Consider the following 19,566-nt stretch of genomic DNA (forward strand, 5'->3'; position numbering starts at 1 on the left):
TTCGGGCCTGTGAGTGCCTTTCCATCCGATGATCGATCAGGACGAAACGCCATGATCGGGGAGGGGGGGCATCTGGCCTTTGTATGCTGTCAATATGGCATCGTAGCGACTAACATCACGGCTACGTGCGACAAAGCGTGGATATCCAAGATTATCGGAAGCGACACTAGCTGTGCATACTTAGTAATTGTAGTTATCACGGTGCACGTACTTACGCACATGGATCTGGGCTGATTGATCGAGGGACCGCCGTGAAACTGTATGAGAGATGGTGCAAGTCCACCAAAGAAAGAGACAAGCGCAAGCATTACTGGACCTATATCGAAAAGGATGGCGGCCGCGACGAGGTCTGCGATGATCTCGTCGAGACTATCCGATCGCACTATGATCGACTCGAGCGTATAGCCGAGGATGTAAGTCGCCTTGGATACGTGGTCGCTAGTGAAATTCTTCGAGCCGAGATGCCACAGACAACAAAGGGACGCTCGGGCGACCTTGGAGAGATTCTCGCGACTGAACTGGTCGAGGAGGAGGTGGGCCTGCGTGTTCCCGTACGCCGTCTTCGTTACAAAGACGGCCGTAACATGGCCATGCGCGGCGACGATTTTATTGGCGCTGGCTATGACGCCAAAGGCGAAAAGCTCTGGCTCCTGAAGGGCGAAGCCAAGAGCAATAAGGTGCTCAGCAAGGCAACGGTTTCCAGTGCCCGTAAAGTACTAAACCGTGACAACGGTCGCTGCACCCCTGACTCGTTACTGTTCATCGCCAACCGCCTTCTTGAAAGCAATGACCCCGATGACAATGACCTGGGGCGCAGCCTCCGGGATGAGGTGGGCGTGAAGTCGCTACACATCGATCGCATCGACCACATGCTCTTTACTGTGTCAGGCAATGGGCCTCATGCCTCGCTAAAGGAGGACTTGGACGCTGCAGGGACTAATCAGGACCAGTACGTCGTGAACATCCATATCGAAGATCACCAAGAATTCATCGCGACCATGTACCTGGAGGCGGAAGACCTTGGAAACGATTGATGAATTGACCGTATTTCTGACGAGCGCGACCGACGACGGCATCCTTGGTCGTCTTCTCTATCGTGGTGCAGCCTGGTCGCTGATGCGTGAACAGGGCGTGCTGCCTCCAAATGCACCGCCACTAGGTCCGACCATCGAGACCGATCTCGCCGAACACGGATTCGCTCTACTTCGGGGTGCGATGGCTCTATGTGGCAAGAATGGATCCTCTGAGTTGACGGACAAAGCCTTCGAGCGTGCAGCCAATGCCTTTGAAGCTTTGATCCGCAACGGTGATCCGGATGCACCTGATCGTGGTTTCCGTCGCACAATTGCTGCATCGGCCTACCATCTCGCTGGCTTTTCAGCTGTGGCATATTCTCTCTTCAACGAAACGGCAGAGGACCTCAACACTTCACCGGGTGAAACAGCCATCCGACACCTGATCCTACGGGATCTCGATCAACTGCGTAGATTCGTTCGCGACTGGCTCGGCGATCAGTCACACAGCGATGAGCAGATTGCAGACGCATTGCGCGCTGCTGAGCTCGATATTGATGAAGTCCTTTCGACAATACTGAATACGACAATTTGCCGGGCGCTGGCATTCTTCGATTTTGCGCTCGAGACGGGCGAAAGCGAACCGATCGAAAGTGCACTAGCCCTTTTAACCACTGCCGCTAGCTTGGCCGACAATGCCGAGAACGTTCCCCTTTGGTGGATTTCTAATCTCTGCCGTCACCTGATTGATGATCTGTGGCAGCACTCGCTGCATCAGGTCCTGCCGACTGAGCCGCCCGTGGGCGGCGAGGATAGATATCCTGACCTACGACGGCTGTTCATCTCCTCGCTTTACGCCCGGAAGACCTCAGAGGTAGAACTATGGCCATCGCAGCGCGAAGCAGCACAACGCTCCACAGACATCACAGATGATCTCGTCGTTGCTCTGCCGACCAGTGCGGGTAAAACCCGCGTTGCCGAGATTGCTGCGCTTATGACCCTGTCTTCAGCGCAGAGGGTGCTAATCGTAACCCCGCTGCGTGCATTGTCTGCACAGACTGAGCGTTCTTTCAGGAAGACGTTCGCGCCATTGGGATTCAGCGTCTCTTCCCTCTATGGTGCCAGCGGCCTGTCGACGGGTGACGAGGACGCTTTACGGACACGCGAGATCATCATCGCGACGCCTGAGAAGCTCGATTTCGCGCTGCGGAGCGATCCATCCTTAATAGAAGATGTAGGCTTAATCGTTCTTGACGAGGGTCATATGATTGGCCCGAGCGAGCGAGAAATCCGCTACGAGACACTGGTGCAGCGTTTGCTGCGGCGGGCCGATGCCGGTAACCGTCGCATCGTGTGCCTTTCCGCAATTCTGCCAAGTGGCGATGAACTGGACGACCTTACGGCGTGGGTCCGCTCCGACGAAGAAGGCGAGCCGGTGCGCTCAGACTGGCGTCCTACCCGCCAGCGGTTTGGCGCTCTCACATGGCGTGGCAAAGATGCGCTTTTGCGGCTTGATCTTGACGCCAACGGTCCCTTTATCGACAAGTTTGTTGCGGAAAAACCAGCACTTGGAAGGGAGAAGAATTCTTACCCACGAAAGAATTCGCACCTTGCATTGTTCGCAGCGTGGGAGTTCGCAAGTCAGGGAAAACGAACTCTAATCTTTTCCACCCAGGCAAACTGGGTCGAAAGTTACGGCAAGCAGGTAGTGGATCTCTGCAGGCGTGGGTATCTTGACTCGCTGCTAGATAACGAGGCGTCGATCGCTCGTGCGCTTGAGGTCGGCAAGGAATGGTTAGGCGAAGATCACCCTGCTGTGGCCAGCTTGAAAGTTGGCGTCGCGGTCCACCATGGTCGCTTGCCAAGCCCATTCCTACGTGAACTGGAGCTCCTTCTGTCTGAGGGGGTGTTGAAGGTTATTGTCGCATCGCCGACGCTCTCGCAGGGGCTCAACCTTAATGCAGCCGTTCTTTTAGTGCCCGCGCTCTATCGGGCGGGCGAGAAGATAAAAGGGGAAGAGTTCGCCAACGTCGCTGGCCGTGCGGGGAGGGCCTTTGTAGATGTTGAGGGGCTGATCGTCCATGTCATGTTTGATCAGATCAACTGGCGAGTACGTGAATGGCGCACCCTCGTCGCCTCCGCGAAGGCTCGGACCCTGAAGAGCGGCCTTATCCAAATCGTCGCCGAGATCCTCTCGCGGCTATCACGCAATGGAACTCTGAATCGCGGTGATGCCTGGGAGTATCTCGCAAATGCCCGCGAGGCGTGGATGTCGCCTGATGAAGAAGCCAAAGTGGCCGAGCGATTGGCCTCAGCCGTGGAGTACGAGCTTGATGGAGATGAGGATGCTAAGGGCGACCCAGAGAACGCGGAAGACGAAGAGCAAACCATTGATGAGGAGCCACTATCTCAGCTCGTCGAACGGCTTGATGCGACCGTTTTCGGCTTGATAGAGGCACTGGATGCTGATCGAGGCGATCTTCCCATGCTCTTGGACGAGGCTTTAAGAGGGTCGCTCTGGGCTCGCCAGATCGACCGAGAAGGAAAGGACGTTGCTCCCCTGCATAAGAAAGTGTTCGAGGTGCGCGCCGACCTTATCTGGAAGAACACCACTGCGGCGGCACGGCGTGGGCATTTTGCCATGGGTGTCGGGCTTGAAGCAGGACTTGCCATTGACTCCATGGCCGACGAGCTGGCCATACTTCTCGACCGGGCAGATGAAGCGGCGCTCAGTGGGGACGTTGACGAACTTGTCGACTCGCTCAGCGGTCTCAGCGAACGCTTGCTATTTATGCGCCCTTTCATACCCGATAAGGCGAACGCTTTACCAGCGAATTGGAAATCTATTCTTCGCAGTTGGGTTTCTGGCGAGGAGGTCTCCAAGATCGGATCGCAGAACATGCGCGCGGTCTAAGAAGCCTTCACCTATCGCTTGGTTTGGGCGCTAGAGGCTGTCCGCACCCGTCGCATGTCTTTAGGTTGGATGCCAGAAATGGTAGCGGGAGGCGCAGCTGCGACAGTCGAAACGGGCGTTCCGCAGTTCATGATGTCGATGCTGATCCGTGCGGGACTGCCATCACGACGCGCAGCAATGGCTGCGATTGAGCAAGCCATGCCGGTCTTTGTCACTCCGGCGGAGATGCGGGCTTGGCTTGAGTCAGACGAAATCACAGCGTACACCGATGCTAATGACTGGCCGACACTTGAAACTGCGGCACTCTGGGCGCGATTTCGCACAGAGGCTCTGAGTGGCGGAATTCAGAAATGGTCAGTAGTGCGCCACAAGCGCCTACTGGACATTGAGGCGGCTCCCCAGGCTGGCCTCTATCGGATTGTCACCGATGAGGGTGATGGACGAACCTGGCTCACAACCCCGGACTACCAGTCGGTAGCGGCCTTTAAAAAAGCAGCAATCGACCCCAAGCCAAGCCTCTTCTTCGGCCGACTACCAGGTGATACCAGGCTTGTGGAAGCTCTACGCGTGGGCCGTGGAAAACTCCGCTGGCCTGTCGCAGATGCTTGAAAATGGCGGGATGGTCCGTTGACGTGCTAAGGGCAGTTGGTGAACCTCATGAGCTTTCTGGTTCAATTACGCGAGTGAGCACTCTGATTAGTGATCGCCGCTGTTGACCTAGGATTCAATCAATGCAACACCCTGAAGGTTGCTTGCGGGACGAATACATCGGATTGCCTTGGCAAGCTCTTTGGGGGTTCCGTATCTAGCGCCCCCTCGGGGAGAGGGCATTTACGATCTCAGGGAGTGGTGGGTTCATTGTGAAGTACCTCCAGTCAGTGATGGCCTGGATGGGCTGCTGGAGTAGATACCTGCGGGACTAGCGGACAGGCGCTGGGATCAACGCGGCGGGTGCCGGGTCGTAGCCTTGAAGATCGGGGCTACCAGGGCGAGTGCCTAACGAGTCGGCAGTGCTTGGGTAGCTTGGGAGTAACCGCCTCGGTGCAGTAGCGGAAAGCTGATTCGACAGCCTTCCCGTTTGCTACTGCCATGGGTGCCGATGTCTTAACTTGCGAGATTTGGGTATGCGAAAGTAGGCCTTGTCTGCCTTCAACGCTCAACAAGGAGCTACTTATGGATATTCAGGTTTGGCAAGCCATCGTTGTGCCGCTGGCGATTGCCTTTTTGACGCTGGTAGTCACGTGGTCGAACAACTCCGCAAGCCTGTCCCATCAACGAACTCAGCGGTTGCGCGAGTTGGTGCTCACTGGGGCTTGGAACAAGGTGCATCCCATGGTGCTGGTGTTGGATGTCCGTGAAGCCTTTGGCATGCGGATCAACTTGGACGCGCGAGCGTTGCGTCTTGCGCTTTCATACCAGGATTCCGCTTTTTGGGTATTGAGGGACTATCTGGCGGCCCGCGAGTTCGTACGTGTCTCCGAGGATGGAAGTCGGTTTCAAAGAACTGCGCGCGCTAACGATGATCGGAACTATCGTTTCTGGCCGGCTATCGCTGCTGTGTCCGGCCTAGTCCTGTACACGGGACTCGTCCTGCTCTACGCGCACCTTGCCAAGCACGAGACTGTGAGCGCATGGCTGATACTGCCGATTTCGTTCATGTGCTTCTTCGTGGCTTTCAAAGTGTCCATTGGGCTGAGCACCGCCAATCGACTGTTTAAGCTTGGCCCAGTCGTTGCTGGCGGTAGTAATCCGGTTCAAGCCCATGCGGCGGAAGTAGTGCCATCTAATGCTTTGCGTCCGGCTGATCAGATAGCTGACAGTGCAGCGGTGTCTTCACCAGCGATTGAGGTGACCGATGGTGCATCCTGTCGACCGCCAAATGGAGATGCAAATACGCCCTTGCATTGCGTTGCCACCTGCCCCTAGGGTTCCATATCCCAATAGCCAGCGCGTCAGCCATTGATCAATGGTGAGTGAGGCGACTACTGAATCGAGCCAGCATGGAGACGGAATGACGAAAATCTACTCTCTCAAGGTTGCCAACACCGGCAGGGTCTTCGACAGCAGCAGCCAGCAAGGCGATGCTTGGATCAGCGCACTCAATCGCGCCCACCGTGTGACTCACTTCGTCTGTCTTTGCACGCAGACGGGCGAAGGACGGCTTTCAGTCAAGTTCCGCAAAAAGTACCACCTACATCGCTATGCGGGCTCTGGTCCGAATCATCGTCGGAACTGCCGCTTCTACTCGTCCGATGCCTCCAGCTCGGGGTTGCAAGGCTACAGCGTCAACGCGGTCACAGAGCTTGAGGACGGAGGGCTGAGGGTCCGGTTGGACCTTCCATTGCGTCAGCCTCGCAAAACCGATGCTGAGACCAAACCCGCTTCGCCACGCGTTGCCGGCGCGGGCGTGAAACGTGATGCGATGTCATTGCTGGGGCTCTTGCATCTGCTCTGGAGCGAAAGCGGTCTGATCAAGTGGTACCCAGCCATGGATGGAAAGCGTAACGACCGGCTTGTCGCTCGCTTGATGGCCGAGCAAGCAGAAAGGATCAACGCGGCACGAATGACGTTGAACGATGTGCTGTTGGTACCAGCCGCCGATGGCTCCGAAGAGAAGGATAAGAACCTTCAGGTCGTGGCGGATGCCCGGAAACACGGACGCAACGTGGTGGCCATCGCTCCACTGGCAAGGTACAGCCCCGATCGTGATGCTGTGCTTAAGCGACTGCCCCTGCGTAGCGCCGCCGGTATGCCAATGATGTACCTGGGCGATATCGCGAGGGCGGCGTTGAACGAGAGCTTCGCAGCCGAGCTGAATGCCTGGCAGGCGGGCGCCCAGATATATGCGATTTTGCATCTGAGCATGCGTGCTGGAACCAAGCCATATGCGGATGTGAACAAGATCGGGCTGATGCGTGTGAGCGAACGCCTGATTCCGCTGGATTCCGGCCATGAGGCAACGGTTGAAAAGCTGCTCTATGACAACAAACGAAGTTTCTACAAGCCACTTCGTTTTGATGCCGGATTAGAGGCTGTGTTCCCAGACTTTTGGTTGCTCGATATGGACCGTGACTATCCGATGGAGGTGTTTGGTATGAACACGCCGGAGTACTTGACGCGGAAGGCGGTCAAGGTCGAACACTACAACACCAGCTATCCTTCTGGCTGGTGGCAATGGGATGCCTACGCCACTACGACTGTTCCACCACTACCGATGTTGGTTGAGCCTGCTTAGGCAGGTACGCCTTCGCGCGAATCCAGTTCCAGCATCAGGTCGTCCCGGCGGTGGCTGACATTGGCATTGGATGGAGAAAGGGAGCGTCAAGGCGCCAGTAGGGAAGGAGGAAAGCACCCTTGAGGCTCAATCTTGCGCAAGGAACGGAGTGGCGGGCGCAGTAGGCGGTCATGAGGTGGTCCATCGCCTACCCGCCACTCCGTGACGATGCCGGCACACCGTCGCTTGGCATCCTAAAAATCCCTGCACATCGTTTCAATGCCGATGCGACGAATGACGAGGGAAGCGGACATACAACAGCATGTTGGCAGTTGAGTCACACTGGGTCGGCTGGCACATCGATGGCCGGCTCGGTATGCGCCAACAACATCACCCGCGCCAACCGATACGGCAGGATCGCCACCCTTCGCGCCTCGATCTTGAAGGTGACGCGTGGGTTCTCCTCACGGTCCTCCCACTCTTCGCGCACGGTGCGGCCATCGACTAGCACGCGCATGCCTTTCTGGTACAGCGCCTGCCACTGTTCGGCATCTTGGTGCCACAGCTCCACCGGCGCCCAGTAGCCGCCGCGGTCCTCATAGCCGTCTTTGGTCGGCACTGGGTTGTCGAAGTAGACGTTGAGCCGCAGCAGGCGCCGGGGTTCGATGTTGTCGCGGGGGAATTCGCGAAACTCCGGGGCGGAGCCGATGTTGCCTTCGCCGATGAAATAGGTGCTCATGGAACCTCCGGGGCAAGGATGGGTAGGCGCTGCTGGACGGTGTGCTCGGCATGGACCAGTTTGTCGACGGCGCTACGGGCCAGCTGTGCCAGGTTGTGGGCCAGGCTGATCTGGGCGTTGAGCAGCACGCGTTGGCGTTCCAGTTGATACAGCTGGGGCACGACTAGCTCGGGCGTGTTCGGCGCCAGGAGCAAGGCTTGCCACTGCGCTACGCCCATGGCTGTGCGGTCGACCCTGCGCCAGCGCAGGAAGCAGGTGCCGGCGGCCGTGGCCTGGCGATTGAGTTGCACAGGCATGAGGTGCAGTGGCGGGGTACGGGCATCAGCCAGCACGGCACACAGATCCTGCTGGATCAGTTGATCGCGCAGTGCGCAGCAGGCCTCGGCCAGTACCACCAACTCCCCCTTACCCTTGAAAAGGCCTTTTAGGGAGGCGAGCTGTTCCAGCGCCTCGGCGAGGGTCAGTGCGGGCATGGCTGGGCCTCCTCGTCATCACTGGCGGCTTCGTCTGCAAACGTGGGCTCTGGCCCAGTACCGTTGGTCTTGGTTGGCCCAGGGCGCCGGATCGTCGGGGCGTGACGGGCACGCTGCAGGCCCTCCAGCACTGGCTGTGGCAGTTCACCCAACTGCTCGCGCGCGTGTGCGGCCCTGGCGTTGTTGGCTTGGAAATCGCTGCGGCAGACGCCGCTGGAGCGGTAGGGCTGGACCAGGCCGAACAGGCTGCGCAGTTGGTGTGCACCTTCCTCCAGCCAGCGATCCAGGGTGGGTGGGTCGATCAGGGCGGTGTGTTGGGCCAGCAGGGCGCGCCGGGCCAGTTCGTCGAAGTCGGCCAGCAGGTACAGCCCAAGGAACCCCAGCGGAGCGTTGACCGTGACGGGCAGTTGCACGGGCTCCAGGTTGAGGTTGTCGCCCAGCCGGAGGGCTGCCGGGGCTTGGGTCAGGGCGTCGCTCAACTGGGCGCGCAGGTCGAGCAGGGCGGCACGGGTGCTGTCGAGTTTGGCTTCCACTTGCAGCAGCCAGGCATCGGCATATGGGTCGTCCAGCGCGGCGTCGCGGTGGATGCGGTTGAGCATGGCAACAAACGCGCTCAGGCCGAAGATGCCGTGCAGCTCGGCGGCAGGCAGGCGGCCTTGCCACAGGCGAATGGCATGGTGGGTGTGCAGGGTCAGCTGCATATCGCTGCGCAGGCGACCGAGCGGGGCGTGGTCGGTGAGGGCCATGGGCAAAGGGCTCGAAGGCAAGTCGAGGACTTAGCGTGGCCGGTTCGCTACCCGGTGTCTGTGGGCAATGCACACGCGCGGTGTTCCGGATTGCCGCGCTGATTATGTCAGTGACATAAGTCGTTGGCAGACATCGCTGGAACAGGGCACGGGCGCTAGCGGATGCCGAGCAGCTCGCGCAGGTTGGCCAGGTGGTGGCGCGCATTGTCCAACCGCGCCTGTTGCTGTTCGGGCGATAGCGGTGCCGGTGCGGGTGGTGGTGAGGCCGGTTTGGCTTTGGTCGCCCAGGGATGGAAGTCACCCCGCAGAGCCTTTTGCAGGATGCCGAACAGGTAGGCCGCTGGGCGTTGCACGCCACCGGCCGCGCAGCGCACCTGCCATTCGTCCAGCACCGCCTGGCGTAATTCCGGCTCCACGCGTTGCAAGGTGGCCAGTGCGGCACTCTGTTCTTCCGGGCGCAGTTGGGCAAAGCCGGGCGGCAGCGTGGCCGGTTTCGTTTCCCGCGCGCGCGGTATACAAAAGCTTTTACTGATACTAAATACAGTACTAGGCGCCTGCTTCGGATTCCGAAGGCAGGCGGAACTCGGGGCTTTCAGACCTGCTTCGGAATCCGAAGCAGGTGAGGTGATTTCGGATTCCGAAGTAGGGTTGCCTTCGGAATCCGAAGTACGTGCCGCGGTGAGCTGTGAGATCAGGGAGGGCGGTGGTGGCTGGATGTCGGTGGCGCTTTCCAGCCAATCAGCCAACCGTTGCAGGTGCTCCGGCAGAGGGCGGGTGGACAACAGTGGATCTTCGGCGAGTGCCTGCAGCGCGTCATAGGCCACCCATTGCACCGCCTTGCTGGCGTGGGTCAGCGACTGGCTGAGCAGCTCCAAGTACTCGGCGTCCAGGCGCAGCGCCTCGAAGGGTGATAGCGGCGCTTCGTGCAGCACGTAGAGATTGCCCTGCCATTGGCCGTGACTTCCCGGCCGACGCCGGCGCGCGAGGCTGAGCCAGCGGCACAGGCGCAGCACGGTCAGCGCCCGTGCGACGGTTTCGCAGGAGGCTTGGCTGGCGCAGGGGGAGGTGGTGAGGAAGGGGCGCAGGCGCTCGTAGGTGGGCAGGGCGGTGACCCCGTCGCCATTGAGCAGCAGGCGGATCACCTGCCAGGCATTGCGCTCCAGCGGTGACAAGCGGCGGTCCAGCAGCAGGGCGCGTGGCACGCAGTCATGCAGCTGGCCGCTGTAAACAAAGTCGTCGCGGGGCAGCGGCCGGACCGGTGTGGTGGCGGGCGGCTCGGGACGGCGCGCCATGGTTCAGACCAGTTTCTGTTCGACCCAACCCTGGATCGTGGCCCACACCACCGACAGCGGCAGGGCCATGTCTTCGGCCACTTCCAGCGCCAGTTGCAGCATCGCCGCGTCATCGGCCAAGTCGAGCTGGCGTTGATCGCGCAAGGGTTTCCAGCGCCGCCACAGTTCGGTGTCCTGGGCCTCGTCGAGGGTGGGATGGCGGCCGCGGCGCTTGGGCAAGCCGAGTACCTCGCGCCGGGTCGCCACTTCCTGGTGGGGCAGGCCGTGGTAGCGGCTCATCATCTCGGTGCTGGCGCCAGCACGCAGCAGGCGGTCGATGGTGGCGACTTCCTCGTTGACGACGATGGCCTGGGTCAGGATGCGCTGCACCACCGCCGGGTTGACCGTGACTTTGCACCAGCAGACCTGGGCGTTGATCAAGACGCTGAGCAGCTCCGGGCGCTTGAGTGCGGCCAGTTGCTGCTCGGTAAAGCCCATTGCCAGGCAGCGGCGTAGTTGGCCGTTGCGAAGGTCTTGCAGTGCCTGGGCGATCACCGCCTGGTTTAGTGGTTGCCGCGTCTTCATCTCGGCTCACCGGCATGGGGCAGTTGGCGTGCGAGCTTGATCAGGCGAAACAGTTGAGCCAGCGCCGCATCGTCCAGCCAAGGGGCGTGGGATGGGGTGCCGCATAGCAGGGCGCCGATGTGGGCTGGCGTGGCATTGGCCGGGTCAGTCAACGCCTGCCAGAACCCGAGCAGGGCCTGGCCTTGCGCGGCCAGGGTGCCGGGATCCTCACAGTGGCAGGCGAAACCCAGCCCCTCGGTCTGCGCCAGTACCTCAATCGTTGGCGCGCAGCTTTCGGTGATCGCCTGTGCCAGCTCAGCAATGCGCTTTCGCAACGGTTCGCCATTCGGTGCTGCGGCATTCGTCGGCGCTGGGGTAAAGGTCGCGGCCGTCGGCAGCTTGCCTGGTTCAGGGTGCGGCAGCGGTACTTCGGGCTCCAGCAACTGGCTGAGCAGGTCGCGATGCAGTTCTGTTTCGCCCAGGTCCAGCGCCAGTTCTTCGTAGCCCAGCTCAAGATGCTGGGCCAGATCACCGATCAGCTCATCGCGTGCCCGCTCCACCGAGAACTGCCCCTGACCGCTGTCGCAGCGCGCCAGGCTGTGTTCAAAGGCTGGCGCGAACTCGGCCTCGGCGTCGGGAGCATGTTGCTGCCAGGTGTGCTGCGCGGCCTTGCGCAACGCCAACAGCTTGCGGATCTGCGGCCGCCCCAGCCCGGCATACAGCGCCTCGGGAATGGCCGGCAGCAGGTACTGCAGGGTGTCGCCCATGCGGCTGATCGCCGGCTGGTCCACCGGGTAGCCGTCCTCAGTCAGGCGTTCGGCGAGCTCGCGCTGGTTCAGCGCATGCCCGCATTCTTCCTCATACAGCTGCCGCGCCTGATCCACCGCCTGGCTGCGCTCGATAAAACTGAGGCTGCCGCGCAACTCGTTTTCGGCCAGGTGCCCGGTCAGGGCCAGGATCTCGCCGCGCGCGGTCCAGGGGCGGAACAGGCACAGGAAGCTGTGGAAACGTTCCTCGCCGGTTTCCGCCCACAGCTCATTGAGGATCGCCAGACGGGTGTTGCCGCCGTTGCGGATGATGAAGTGCTCTTCGTCCGGGCGGCGAGTGATGTTCGGTGGCTGGTCCAGCCCGCGCTGGCGGATCGAGGCCTTGATCGCCTGGTACTGCGGGTTCGGTGCTCGGCGCGGGTCGAAATGGTACGGGCGCAGTTGCTCCAGGCTCACCTGCATCGGGGTGTCCACCACGGGATCGCTGGCTGCCTGCGTAGACGGCACGCTGCGCGTAAATGGCGTGGCCAGCAGTTGGGCGGCCAGGTCCGGGGCGGCCGGCTTAGCCATGGTCATTACTGTCGGTTGGTTTGGCCCGCCGCACTACCGGGCGCCTGTCGTTGGCGCGGGCGCCGGTGTGGATCGGGGTGAAGCCAGGCTTGCGCAGGGTCAGGTGCAGGTCGGGGCTGATCTCCACCCGCCAGCCTTCACGCAGGGCCATCAGGATCAACCGACGCAGGCGGCGCGGTAGGCGATTACTGTCCATGCTGACGACCTCCACGCCCAGTGACCGTGGCGAAGCGCGCCACCCAGGCCGGGAACAACTCGCCGGCCAGGGCACGCATGGTTTCCAGTGCAGCAGGGGCCACGCGCCCGGACGGCTTGCGGTACTCGACCCGATGCACCGGCCATTGCTGGGTAGCGGCCCGCGGGTAGGCATCGATCGCCGGCACGGCGGTGTGCAGCACCTGGACACCGCCGGTGTGACTGAACACCTGGCGCAGGGCCTGTTGGATCTGCCGCGCATCGGCCGACACCGGATGCACGCGGTTGATCAGCAGGTACAGCGGCGGCGGCTGGATGCCCAGGTGGCGGTAGGGCGCGATATCGTCCAGTAATCGCAGGGTGCCGCGGCGCAGTTCGCGGGCGGCGAGGATTTCCGGGGTGACGGGTGACAGTGCCAGGTCAGCGGCTAGCACCGCCATCTCCAGCAGCACAGTGCGTGCGCCCTGGGTGTCGATCAGCAGCAGGTCGTAGTGGGCCTGAAAAATCGGCAGCAGATTGCGTAGCCGCAAGCGGCCATCGGGTGCGTGCAGCAGCAAGGTACCGAGCTGGCCCAACTCGTCATTGGATACGATCAGATCCAGGCCGGGGATGCTGGTGCGCGACACCAATCGGTCCAGGTCGCGCTCGTTGCAGGCCAGCAACTCGTAAGTACCGGCCGGGGCGTGGTAGGTCAGTGCAAAGTAGCTGGACAGGGTCGGTTGCACATCCAGATCCAGCAGCAATACACGCAGACCGGCGTCGGCGGCAAAGCCGCCGAGGTTGGCCGCAGTGGTGGTTTTGCCGACGCCGCCTTTGGAGGACGCTATGGCCACAATACGCATGGTCGTCTCCCATCAGTAGCGTTCGGCGCGGCGTTCGGCGATCCATTGCTCAACCTCAAGCGAATCCCAGCCCACCGCACGGATGCCCAGTGGAAAACTCTTGGGGAAACGCCCGGCGCGCATCAGCGCGTACAGGTGGGCGCGCTTGAGGCCAGTCTTGTGTTCGACATCGACCCGGCGTAGCACACGGTGCTCGGCGTGCAGGGGTTCTGTGGAGATGTTGTCAATCATGATGATCACTCCCGAAGGCTTGTTAGGGGTGATCGGTATTCAATAGCCCGCGTCAGCCTGCGGCTACCGCAACTGCGGGGGACTCGGCCGCAGTTGCGGTTCCGGTGAGTTGCTCAAGCGCCCAGGCTGCGGCGAGCCGCGGCGAAATGCTTCTGCATCGTGCGCTCGGTGATGCCGACACGCCCGCCGTGGTAGGAAATGATCGCCTGGATGATCGACGAGTCACTGTCGAACTGGCTGTAGCGTTGCCCGCCGGGGGAGCTGCCGCGCAGCACCGTCAGCAGGCCACCGATGATGTTCAAAAGGGCAGAGCGGCCACGGTCACTGAGTTCTTCGCCGGGAGGGGCCAGGTGTCGCAACTTAGCCAGGTCGCGCTCCAGCAGGGCTTTCTGCTCTTTCAACTGTGCCCCGTTCTTGGCGCACATTTCGAGCTGCACTTTCAGCTCCGTGTGGTTGGCCGACATCTCCTGCATCGCCGTCCACGTCAGGCCACGACGTTCGGCAGGCCCGTACAAAAATCTCGGCTTGTCTGCCGGATAGTGGAGTTGCATCCAGGCCTTCAGGTGCGGCTCGCAGATGCTCAGTTCAGGGGACTCCAGCAGGCTTTTGTCCTGACAGATGATGCCGTGCTTGCCGAAGGGGAGGTCGCCGTTGTACAGCGCACAGTAGATGCGCTCGCTGTTCAAATGCAGGTTTGGCCAGCGTGGAAAGTCGTCCTTGGTCGGGCGTAGACGGTCGCCGAGTTGTGCCAGGATTGAGGTTTCGAAGCGGTGCAGGTCACTCCAGCGGATCGCTGCTTCAATCGGGTGGTAGTAGGCTTTCATCAATGAGGTAGTAAGTTCGCGCATGATCGATACCTTGCATGAATAGTGAAGTCATCAATGGGTTCCTTGGTTAGGCGGCTGTTGTAGTGATGGGAGTGCGGGGCCATTCCCGTAGCCGTCGTGGCTATCATCCAACGAAATGGAGGTCTTGGGTGGGCAGAATTCAGGCCAATGTGGAGAGTGTTGTCACGTTGTGGTGCACACGCTTTAGGCAACATGGGGCACCTGGGCATCGCGCCTGATCAGGTGACATCAGCCGTTACATTTTTCCGTGCATAGTACCCTGAGCTTGTTCGTCGAGATTCGACCTGGACGCGCCGAGAAGGAATGACGGTCGCAAAGCCTTGCCATCTGACATCTTCACTTCTTGGCTTGCAACCAATCCGCGAGCTGCTTACGACGCGCTCTGGCATCGTCTCGATCAACTGGCTTCGCGCATCCAGGGGAGCGTTCGAGCGAATGAGCCATTACGGCAACGTGACTCAGGTATTCAGCGAAATAGCACTGAGTCATGTAGTTGCTCGGCGTTCCTTTGGCAAGGCTATATATACAAAATGCAAAGCGGTCTGCTTTCGTAATATTTGGCAATTGTTGCACCACAGATTTGATGATCATCCAGAAGCCCGAGTTTATTTAAATAGCGGCCGATTCATGGGGCTGATTGGCGAAATCATGCGGGGTTATACCCTCATCCCGATTTGCCGCTAAAAAATCACTCCACCAGTTCATGATCAGCCTCCGTTCATCGATGAACTCGGCTTTATGGATGTAAGCCGCTCGGACACTGTTCCTTTCTCTGTGACTCATTTGCCGCTCAATCGCAGTGACGGACCACAGCCCAGACTCCACCAACGCGCTGCAAGCCATTGTGCGGAATCCATGCCCGCAAATGTCGGACTGGGTGTCGTAACCCATTGTTCGAAGCGCTTTGTTGACGGTATTTTCTGATAAGGGTTTACGGGGGTTGGCATCGCCAGCGAACACTAGGTCGTACCCACCTGTAATGGCTTGGATTCGTTTGAGTAGTGCAATCGCCTGGGGGGATAAGGGTACTAAATGGATGTCGCCCTCCATTTTTGTACCCCGAGTTGAAAAGCTAACGCCTTCGAGGGCTGGCCTTGTGTCCGGGATTTCCCACACAGCGCCCTTAAGATCGAACTCGTTCCAGCGGGCAAAGCGCAGTTCGCTGGAGCGAACGAAGAGATGCAACGAGAGCATGACGGCCAGACGAGTGAGTGTGCGGCCTTTGTAGCTGTCAATGCGCTCCAATAGCTCGGGTAACCGTGACAGAGGCAGGGCAGGGCGATGAGTCACGCGTTTCGGTTTGATAGAACCTTCGAGATCGTACGCGGGGTTAACGCTAATCAGGCGACTACGCTTGGCTTCCCGCATGATATTCAGCAGGTAGTTTTTTACCCTCATCGCAACGTCAATTGATCCTTTCTGCTTGATTGCTTCTAAAGGCTGCAGGAGATCGTGGGTGTCCAGCTCAACGACAGACCGCGCCCCGATATGTGGAAAGACGTAGGTCTGAAGGCGGCGTAGAACATTTTTTGAATGGCCTGGGGTCCACCTGGGCGACATGTCTCGATGCCAATCCAGTGCGACATCTTCAAAGGTTCGGCCTTTCACCTCAGCTTCTTTTTTGACGCTGCGCTTATTTTCAATTGGGTCGATGCCTTGCGTCAGCAAGCGTTTGGACTCCAAGCGTTTGGCTCGCGCATCTACCAAGCTGAAAACAGGATAATTGCCGAAAGACGTGAGCCCTTGCTTGCCATTGGGTTTGGTGTATCGAAAACGCCATCCCTTTCGGCCGTTAGGCTGGATTAGCAGAAAAAGACCATCACCATCGAACAGACCGTATGGGCGATCTTTGGGCTTGGCCGTACGGCAAGCAGTATCATTGAGGGGAGCAGTGGTACGTGGCATAAGTATACAACCCATTATCGAACTGGCTTGTATCTCTAAAGCTATACCTAAAAAGCCTGGAACTCGAAAGAACCCGACGGAATGCCATAAACGAAAAAAACCGCCAAACGGCGGGTTTTAAAGGGTTCCATGGACGTTACTGGCTATCCATGGAGCAAGAGATGGTGCCCGAACCCGGAATCGAACCGGGACGCCCTTACGAGCGGGGGATTTTAAGTCCCATGCGTCTACCAGTTTCGCCATTCGGGCGGTAGCGCGGTGTAGCAGGGTTGGGAATATATAGATCCAGACGCTTGGATGCAAGGTCGCAGAGGGGCTTTATTGCATTCGTGGGTGGGCGAAAAAGCTTGCCAGATCAGTGATCTAGAAAGGTTTTCGGCAGCGGTCCGGAGGATGTCGTCGGCCCGCGCTGTTGACCCTGGCATCAAAAGCCGACACGACATGCGGTCGTCCATTGCGGTGTTCGGGGTGTAAGGTAAAGCCTGCAACGCTGGCAACATCTCAGGTAGACGAGGTGATTATGAGCACTCCAATGCTGAACAAGCTGCACATCAATGGATACGACGTGGTACGGGTAAACTATGGACCCTGGCGGGTGTGCACGCCCCAGGACCGGTTGGCGTCGTTCAATTCCCGTGAGCAGGCACTGGCGTATGCTGCCACGCTGCCCGGGTATCGTGCCCGCACCAGGCCGATGGCCAGGTAGATCGATGCTTGCTGCCGAACTCAGTCGATCAGCGCCAGTAAATCCGTAGTGCCCACATCCAGCCCCGCCTGGGACAGCAGCGTGGTGGCCTGGCCCCGGTGATGCGTCTGGTGGTTGAAGAAATGCACCAGCAGGCTGAAGAAGGGTTTGTCGGCTGTCACCCCGCGCATGTTGCTGTAGTGCAGGCGCTGATTCAGGTCGGGCTCGCGCACGGTGTGGGCCCAGTCGATGATCAGTTGGTCCAGCCAGGCGCGGTGGATGGCCAGTTCGCGGATATCGGCAAATGCCAACTGCCTCAGGTCGACTGGTGCGGCAATCGCCTCCAGCGGCGCCAGCGCCGTGTAGCCGGCTGGATGCCCGGCAAACCGCTTGAGCCACACGGTGTCGCCCAGCGCTACATGGTTGAGCGTGCCGAGGATCGAGCCGAAAAACGCCTGGCGATCCATCAATAACTCGGCGTCCGATAGCGTACTGGCCGCGTCGTAGAGCTTGCGGTTCATCCACTGGTTGTAGTTCGCCATCAATGCGATATGTTCAATCCGGTTCACGTGGGTGTTCTCTCGAAGACGCGGTGACGGGATGATAAGCCGTGCCCGCCCGGCGGTCATGGTGTTCCGGCAAGGCCGGGCTATGGTTGTCAGACGCCAACACTGTGCCCTGGGAGGGTAGCACCATGAACACCAGCGACTTACTGGAACAACTCTTGCGCGCCGGGCAAGGTGGCAGTGCTTCCACTGGCGGCCTCGGCGGGCTGCTGGGCGGTTTACTGAAAGGCTCCAGCACCGGCAACGCTTCCACCGGTGGCGGCCTGGGTGATCTATTGGGCGGCCTTGGCGGCATGCTGGGCGGTACCACGGGCGCTCGTCCTGCCCAAGGGCGTTCCGGGGGAATGAATTACGCGGCGCTCGCGTCCCTGGGCATGGCCGCATTCCAGGCCTATCAGGCCTGGCAACGCCAGCAGGCCAACGCGCCACAGCAAGCCTTCCAGACGGTGGACCAGCTCGACGGTCCCGCCGCCGAAGCCCACAGCCACGCGGTACTGCGTGCCTTGATCGCGGCGGCCAAGGCAGACGGGCGCATCGATGAGCAAGAGCAGCAGTTGATTTCCAATGAACTGGGCCGGCATACCGACGACCCGCAACTGCAACAATGGCTCGACGCTGAGGTGGCCAAGCCGCTGGATGCGGCGGATTTCGCCGAGTTTGCCAGCGACCCGGCGGTGGCAGCCGAGGTGTACCTGGCCAGTGTGATGCTGGTGGACGATCAGCAGGACGCCGAACGCAATTACCTGGACGACCTGGCAGGGCAGTTGCAAATCGACCCGCAATTGCAACTGCACCTGGAACAACAGGCCAAGGCCTAGAAGCGCAGTGTGGCGCCGGTAGTCAGCCATTGCGCCCGATCCCCGATCAGGCTGCGACCGACCACCAGGTCCACGTCGACGAATTCGCCCAAATGCAGCCGGGGCCCGGCCTGCCAGGCCTGGTCACCGCCTTCCTGGCCGTAGCGCTCGGCGATCAGCGTCAACAACGGTGCCACCTGATACTCGAAACCGGTGCCCCAGGTCAGGCGGTGTTGCTGGTCACCATCGTTGTAGGCATGGGACCAGCCGGCATTCAGGTTCAGCCGCAGGGGCGTCAGCGGTTGCCAGGTCAACGGGATATTGAAGTCTGCGCCATCAAACCCGTGTTGACGACCCAGGGCCAAATGCACGCCGGTGGACAGGGCCAGCTCCAGGCCCAGATCCTCCCGCGACCATACCTGGGCCTTGAGCTGCGGGTTCACCTGGGTTTCGCCCTTGTCTGTGCTGGTTGCACGCGACAGGGCAGCACCCCATTGCACCGACGGCAGCGCGGCGAAGGTACAGGCCGGTGACAGCGTTTCTGTATGCGTACTGCCGTCGTGGCGGTCAGCGGTGTACCAGGCGTCGACGTTGCATTCGCCCGGCGCGTTGATCGCGCCATCGTCGACCACATAGGAACCGCCGGCTGCGTTGGCTTTTGACAGCAAGGCAATCGTCAACAGGATGCCCAGTGTCAGGCCGATAAAGATCAAATTGCGCTGCAATGCGCGGCGTTTGGCCGGTGGCAGCAGCAGTAACGTGTGGCGTGCGCCGCGGTAGTGACGCGCACGGTATTTGGCAAACCCGTCCTGGCGGGCTGGGGTGTGTTTTTTGTGCATGATGCACCTCACATGAATTCAGCTTTCTACGGTCAGTACCGAAATGCCGCTGGCCTTGGCCTGGCACACCAGCTCGCTGGTGTCGTCCCCGCCGGGCAGGGCGATGACCACATCGGGGCGGCTGTCGGTCAGCATGAAATGGTTGCGCTGGCGTTCCGCCTGTTTGCCGTGGCGTTGCCAGTTGGGCGGGTAGCGCACCACGTCGATGCCCAGTTCCCGCGCCCATTCCTCGACGTCACTGCCGAGGAATTGGTTGCCGCCGTGGATCAATACCTGCACCGGACGCAGGCGGTGGTAAGCGTCCAGCACCTGGCGGGACATTTTGGTGTCGGCGTAATGACGACCTGCACAGATCAAGACGCGCATAGGGTGTTTCCTTGTAGTGCA

21 protein-coding genes and 1 tRNA gene are annotated in these 19,566 nt (G+C 60.2%); 7 read left to right on the forward strand and 15 right to left on the reverse strand.

Features of this window, described 5'->3' with window-relative positions; translation table 11 throughout:
- Positions 1 to 251: 251 nt before the first annotated feature.
- From AC3WP7_RS11890 to AC3WP7_RS11910, 5 genes are all read left to right on the forward strand, one after another.
- Positions 252 to 1,034, forward strand: a complete 783-nt coding sequence (locus tag AC3WP7_RS11890) for a HamA C-terminal domain-containing protein (protein ID WP_102591956.1) — start codon at positions 252 to 254, stop codon at positions 1,032 to 1,034.
- Positions 1,021 to 3,927, forward strand: coding sequence for a DEAD/DEAH box helicase (locus AC3WP7_RS11895; RefSeq protein WP_207240288.1), 2,907 nt, complete (start codon positions 1,021 to 1,023; stop codon positions 3,925 to 3,927). The genes AC3WP7_RS11890 and AC3WP7_RS11895 overlap by 14 nt, the downstream gene beginning before the upstream one ends.
- A 132-nt stretch (positions 3,928 to 4,059) precedes the next feature.
- Positions 4,060 to 4,536: a hypothetical protein gene (locus tag AC3WP7_RS11900; RefSeq protein WP_207240289.1), complete on the forward strand. Its 477-nt coding sequence runs from the start codon at positions 4,060 to 4,062 to the stop codon at positions 4,534 to 4,536.
- Positions 4,537 to 5,100: 564 nt separating this feature from the next.
- A complete protein-coding gene (locus tag AC3WP7_RS11905; protein WP_102591957.1) occupies positions 5,101 to 5,853 on the forward strand; it encodes a hypothetical protein in 753 nt (250 codons plus the stop codon).
- Between the two features lie 85 nt (positions 5,854 to 5,938).
- A complete protein-coding gene (locus AC3WP7_RS11910; protein ID WP_102591958.1) occupies positions 5,939 to 7,162 on the forward strand; it encodes a DUF1173 family protein in 1,224 nt (407 codons plus the stop codon).
- A 316-nt stretch (positions 7,163 to 7,478) separates the two neighbouring features.
- Here the strand turns inward: AC3WP7_RS11910 and AC3WP7_RS11915 are convergent, their stop codons facing one another.
- The 12 genes from AC3WP7_RS11915 to AC3WP7_RS11970 all read right to left on the reverse strand — a co-directional run bounded on the left by AC3WP7_RS11915 (position 7,479) and on the right by AC3WP7_RS11970 (position 16,541).
- Positions 7,479 to 7,880: a single-stranded DNA-binding protein gene (locus AC3WP7_RS11915; RefSeq protein ID WP_102591959.1), complete on the reverse strand. Its 402-nt coding sequence runs from the start codon at positions 7,878 to 7,880 to the stop codon at positions 7,479 to 7,481.
- Positions 7,877 to 8,353 (reverse strand): DUF3158 family protein, encoded by a 477-nt coding sequence (locus AC3WP7_RS11920; protein ID WP_102591960.1) that lies wholly within the window; start codon positions 8,351 to 8,353, stop codon positions 7,877 to 7,879. Before AC3WP7_RS11920 ends, AC3WP7_RS11915 begins: the two co-directional genes overlap by 4 nt.
- Positions 8,341 to 9,099, reverse strand: a complete 759-nt coding sequence (locus AC3WP7_RS11925; protein WP_102591961.1) for a PFL_4669 family integrating conjugative element protein — start codon at positions 9,097 to 9,099, stop codon at positions 8,341 to 8,343. The genes AC3WP7_RS11920 and AC3WP7_RS11925 overlap by 13 nt, the downstream gene beginning before the upstream one ends.
- Before the next feature lie 155 nt (positions 9,100 to 9,254).
- Complete coding sequence (locus AC3WP7_RS11930; RefSeq protein ID WP_102591962.1) at positions 9,255 to 10,391, reverse strand: STY4528 family pathogenicity island replication protein; 1,137 nt, start codon at positions 10,389 to 10,391, stop codon at positions 9,255 to 9,257.
- Positions 10,392 to 10,394: 3 nt separating this feature from the next.
- On the reverse strand, positions 10,395 to 10,955 hold the full coding sequence (locus tag AC3WP7_RS11935) for a DUF2857 domain-containing protein (RefSeq protein WP_102591963.1): 561 nt from the start codon (positions 10,953 to 10,955) through the stop codon (positions 10,395 to 10,397).
- Positions 10,952 to 12,277 carry a ParB family protein gene (locus AC3WP7_RS11940; RefSeq protein ID WP_492574131.1) on the reverse strand — a complete coding sequence of 442 codons (1,326 nt, stop codon included), beginning with the start codon at positions 12,275 to 12,277 and terminating at the stop codon, positions 10,952 to 10,954. Before AC3WP7_RS11940 ends, AC3WP7_RS11935 begins: the two co-directional genes overlap by 4 nt.
- Entirely contained in the window at positions 12,264 to 12,467 is a 204-nt protein-coding gene (locus AC3WP7_RS11945) for a hypothetical protein (RefSeq protein ID WP_102591965.1), read from the reverse strand. The genes AC3WP7_RS11940 and AC3WP7_RS11945 overlap by 14 nt, the downstream gene beginning before the upstream one ends.
- Entirely contained in the window at positions 12,457 to 13,308 is an 852-nt protein-coding gene (locus AC3WP7_RS11950; protein WP_102591966.1) for a ParA family protein, read from the reverse strand. Before AC3WP7_RS11950 ends, AC3WP7_RS11945 begins: the two co-directional genes overlap by 11 nt.
- A 12-nt stretch (positions 13,309 to 13,320) precedes the next feature.
- Positions 13,321 to 13,539 (reverse strand): AlpA family transcriptional regulator, encoded by a 219-nt coding sequence (locus AC3WP7_RS11955; RefSeq protein ID WP_102591967.1) that lies wholly within the window; start codon positions 13,537 to 13,539, stop codon positions 13,321 to 13,323.
- Between the two features lie 113 nt (positions 13,540 to 13,652).
- Entirely contained in the window at positions 13,653 to 14,387 is a 735-nt protein-coding gene (locus AC3WP7_RS11960) for a hypothetical protein (protein ID WP_102591968.1), read from the reverse strand.
- A 609-nt stretch (positions 14,388 to 14,996) separates the two neighbouring features.
- Complete coding sequence (locus AC3WP7_RS11965) at positions 14,997 to 16,292, reverse strand: tyrosine-type recombinase/integrase (protein WP_102591969.1); 1,296 nt, start codon at positions 16,290 to 16,292, stop codon at positions 14,997 to 14,999.
- A gap of 162 nt (positions 16,293 to 16,454) precedes the next feature.
- Positions 16,455 to 16,541, reverse strand: a tRNA-Leu gene (locus AC3WP7_RS11970).
- Positions 16,542 to 16,812: 271 nt separating this feature from the next.
- Here AC3WP7_RS11970 and AC3WP7_RS11975 point away from each other — a divergent pair.
- Complete coding sequence (locus tag AC3WP7_RS11975; RefSeq protein WP_093513270.1) at positions 16,813 to 16,998, forward strand: DUF2188 domain-containing protein; 186 nt, start codon at positions 16,813 to 16,815, stop codon at positions 16,996 to 16,998.
- Between the two features lie 20 nt (positions 16,999 to 17,018).
- On the opposite strand, the gene AC3WP7_RS11980 is transcribed toward AC3WP7_RS11975, so the two are convergent.
- The gene (locus AC3WP7_RS11980) at positions 17,019 to 17,546 is read right to left on the reverse strand and encodes a DinB family protein (protein ID WP_093121046.1); all 528 of its coding nucleotides are present in this window, start codon (positions 17,544 to 17,546) and stop codon (positions 17,019 to 17,021) included.
- 125 nt (positions 17,547 to 17,671) lie between these two features.
- Between AC3WP7_RS11980 and AC3WP7_RS11985 the strand changes: the two genes are divergently transcribed.
- Positions 17,672 to 18,361, forward strand: coding sequence for a tellurite resistance TerB family protein (locus tag AC3WP7_RS11985; protein ID WP_093121045.1), 690 nt, complete (start codon positions 17,672 to 17,674; stop codon positions 18,359 to 18,361).
- Here the strand turns inward: AC3WP7_RS11985 and AC3WP7_RS11990 are convergent.
- Both AC3WP7_RS11990 and AC3WP7_RS11995 read right to left on the reverse strand, forming a co-directional pair.
- The gene (locus AC3WP7_RS11990; RefSeq protein ID WP_093530574.1) at positions 18,358 to 19,179 is read right to left on the reverse strand and encodes a PA4824 family protein; all 822 of its coding nucleotides are present in this window, start codon (positions 19,177 to 19,179) and stop codon (positions 18,358 to 18,360) included. The genes AC3WP7_RS11985 and AC3WP7_RS11990 overlap by 4 nt on opposite strands.
- An 18-nt stretch (positions 19,180 to 19,197) precedes the next feature.
- A complete protein-coding gene (locus AC3WP7_RS11995; RefSeq protein ID WP_025999705.1) occupies positions 19,198 to 19,545 on the reverse strand; it encodes a DUF2493 domain-containing protein in 348 nt (115 codons plus the stop codon).
- Positions 19,546 to 19,566 lie beyond the last annotated feature (21 nt).

This window comes from Pseudomonas sp. FW305-3-2-15-C-LB1, from assembly GCF_058787615.1.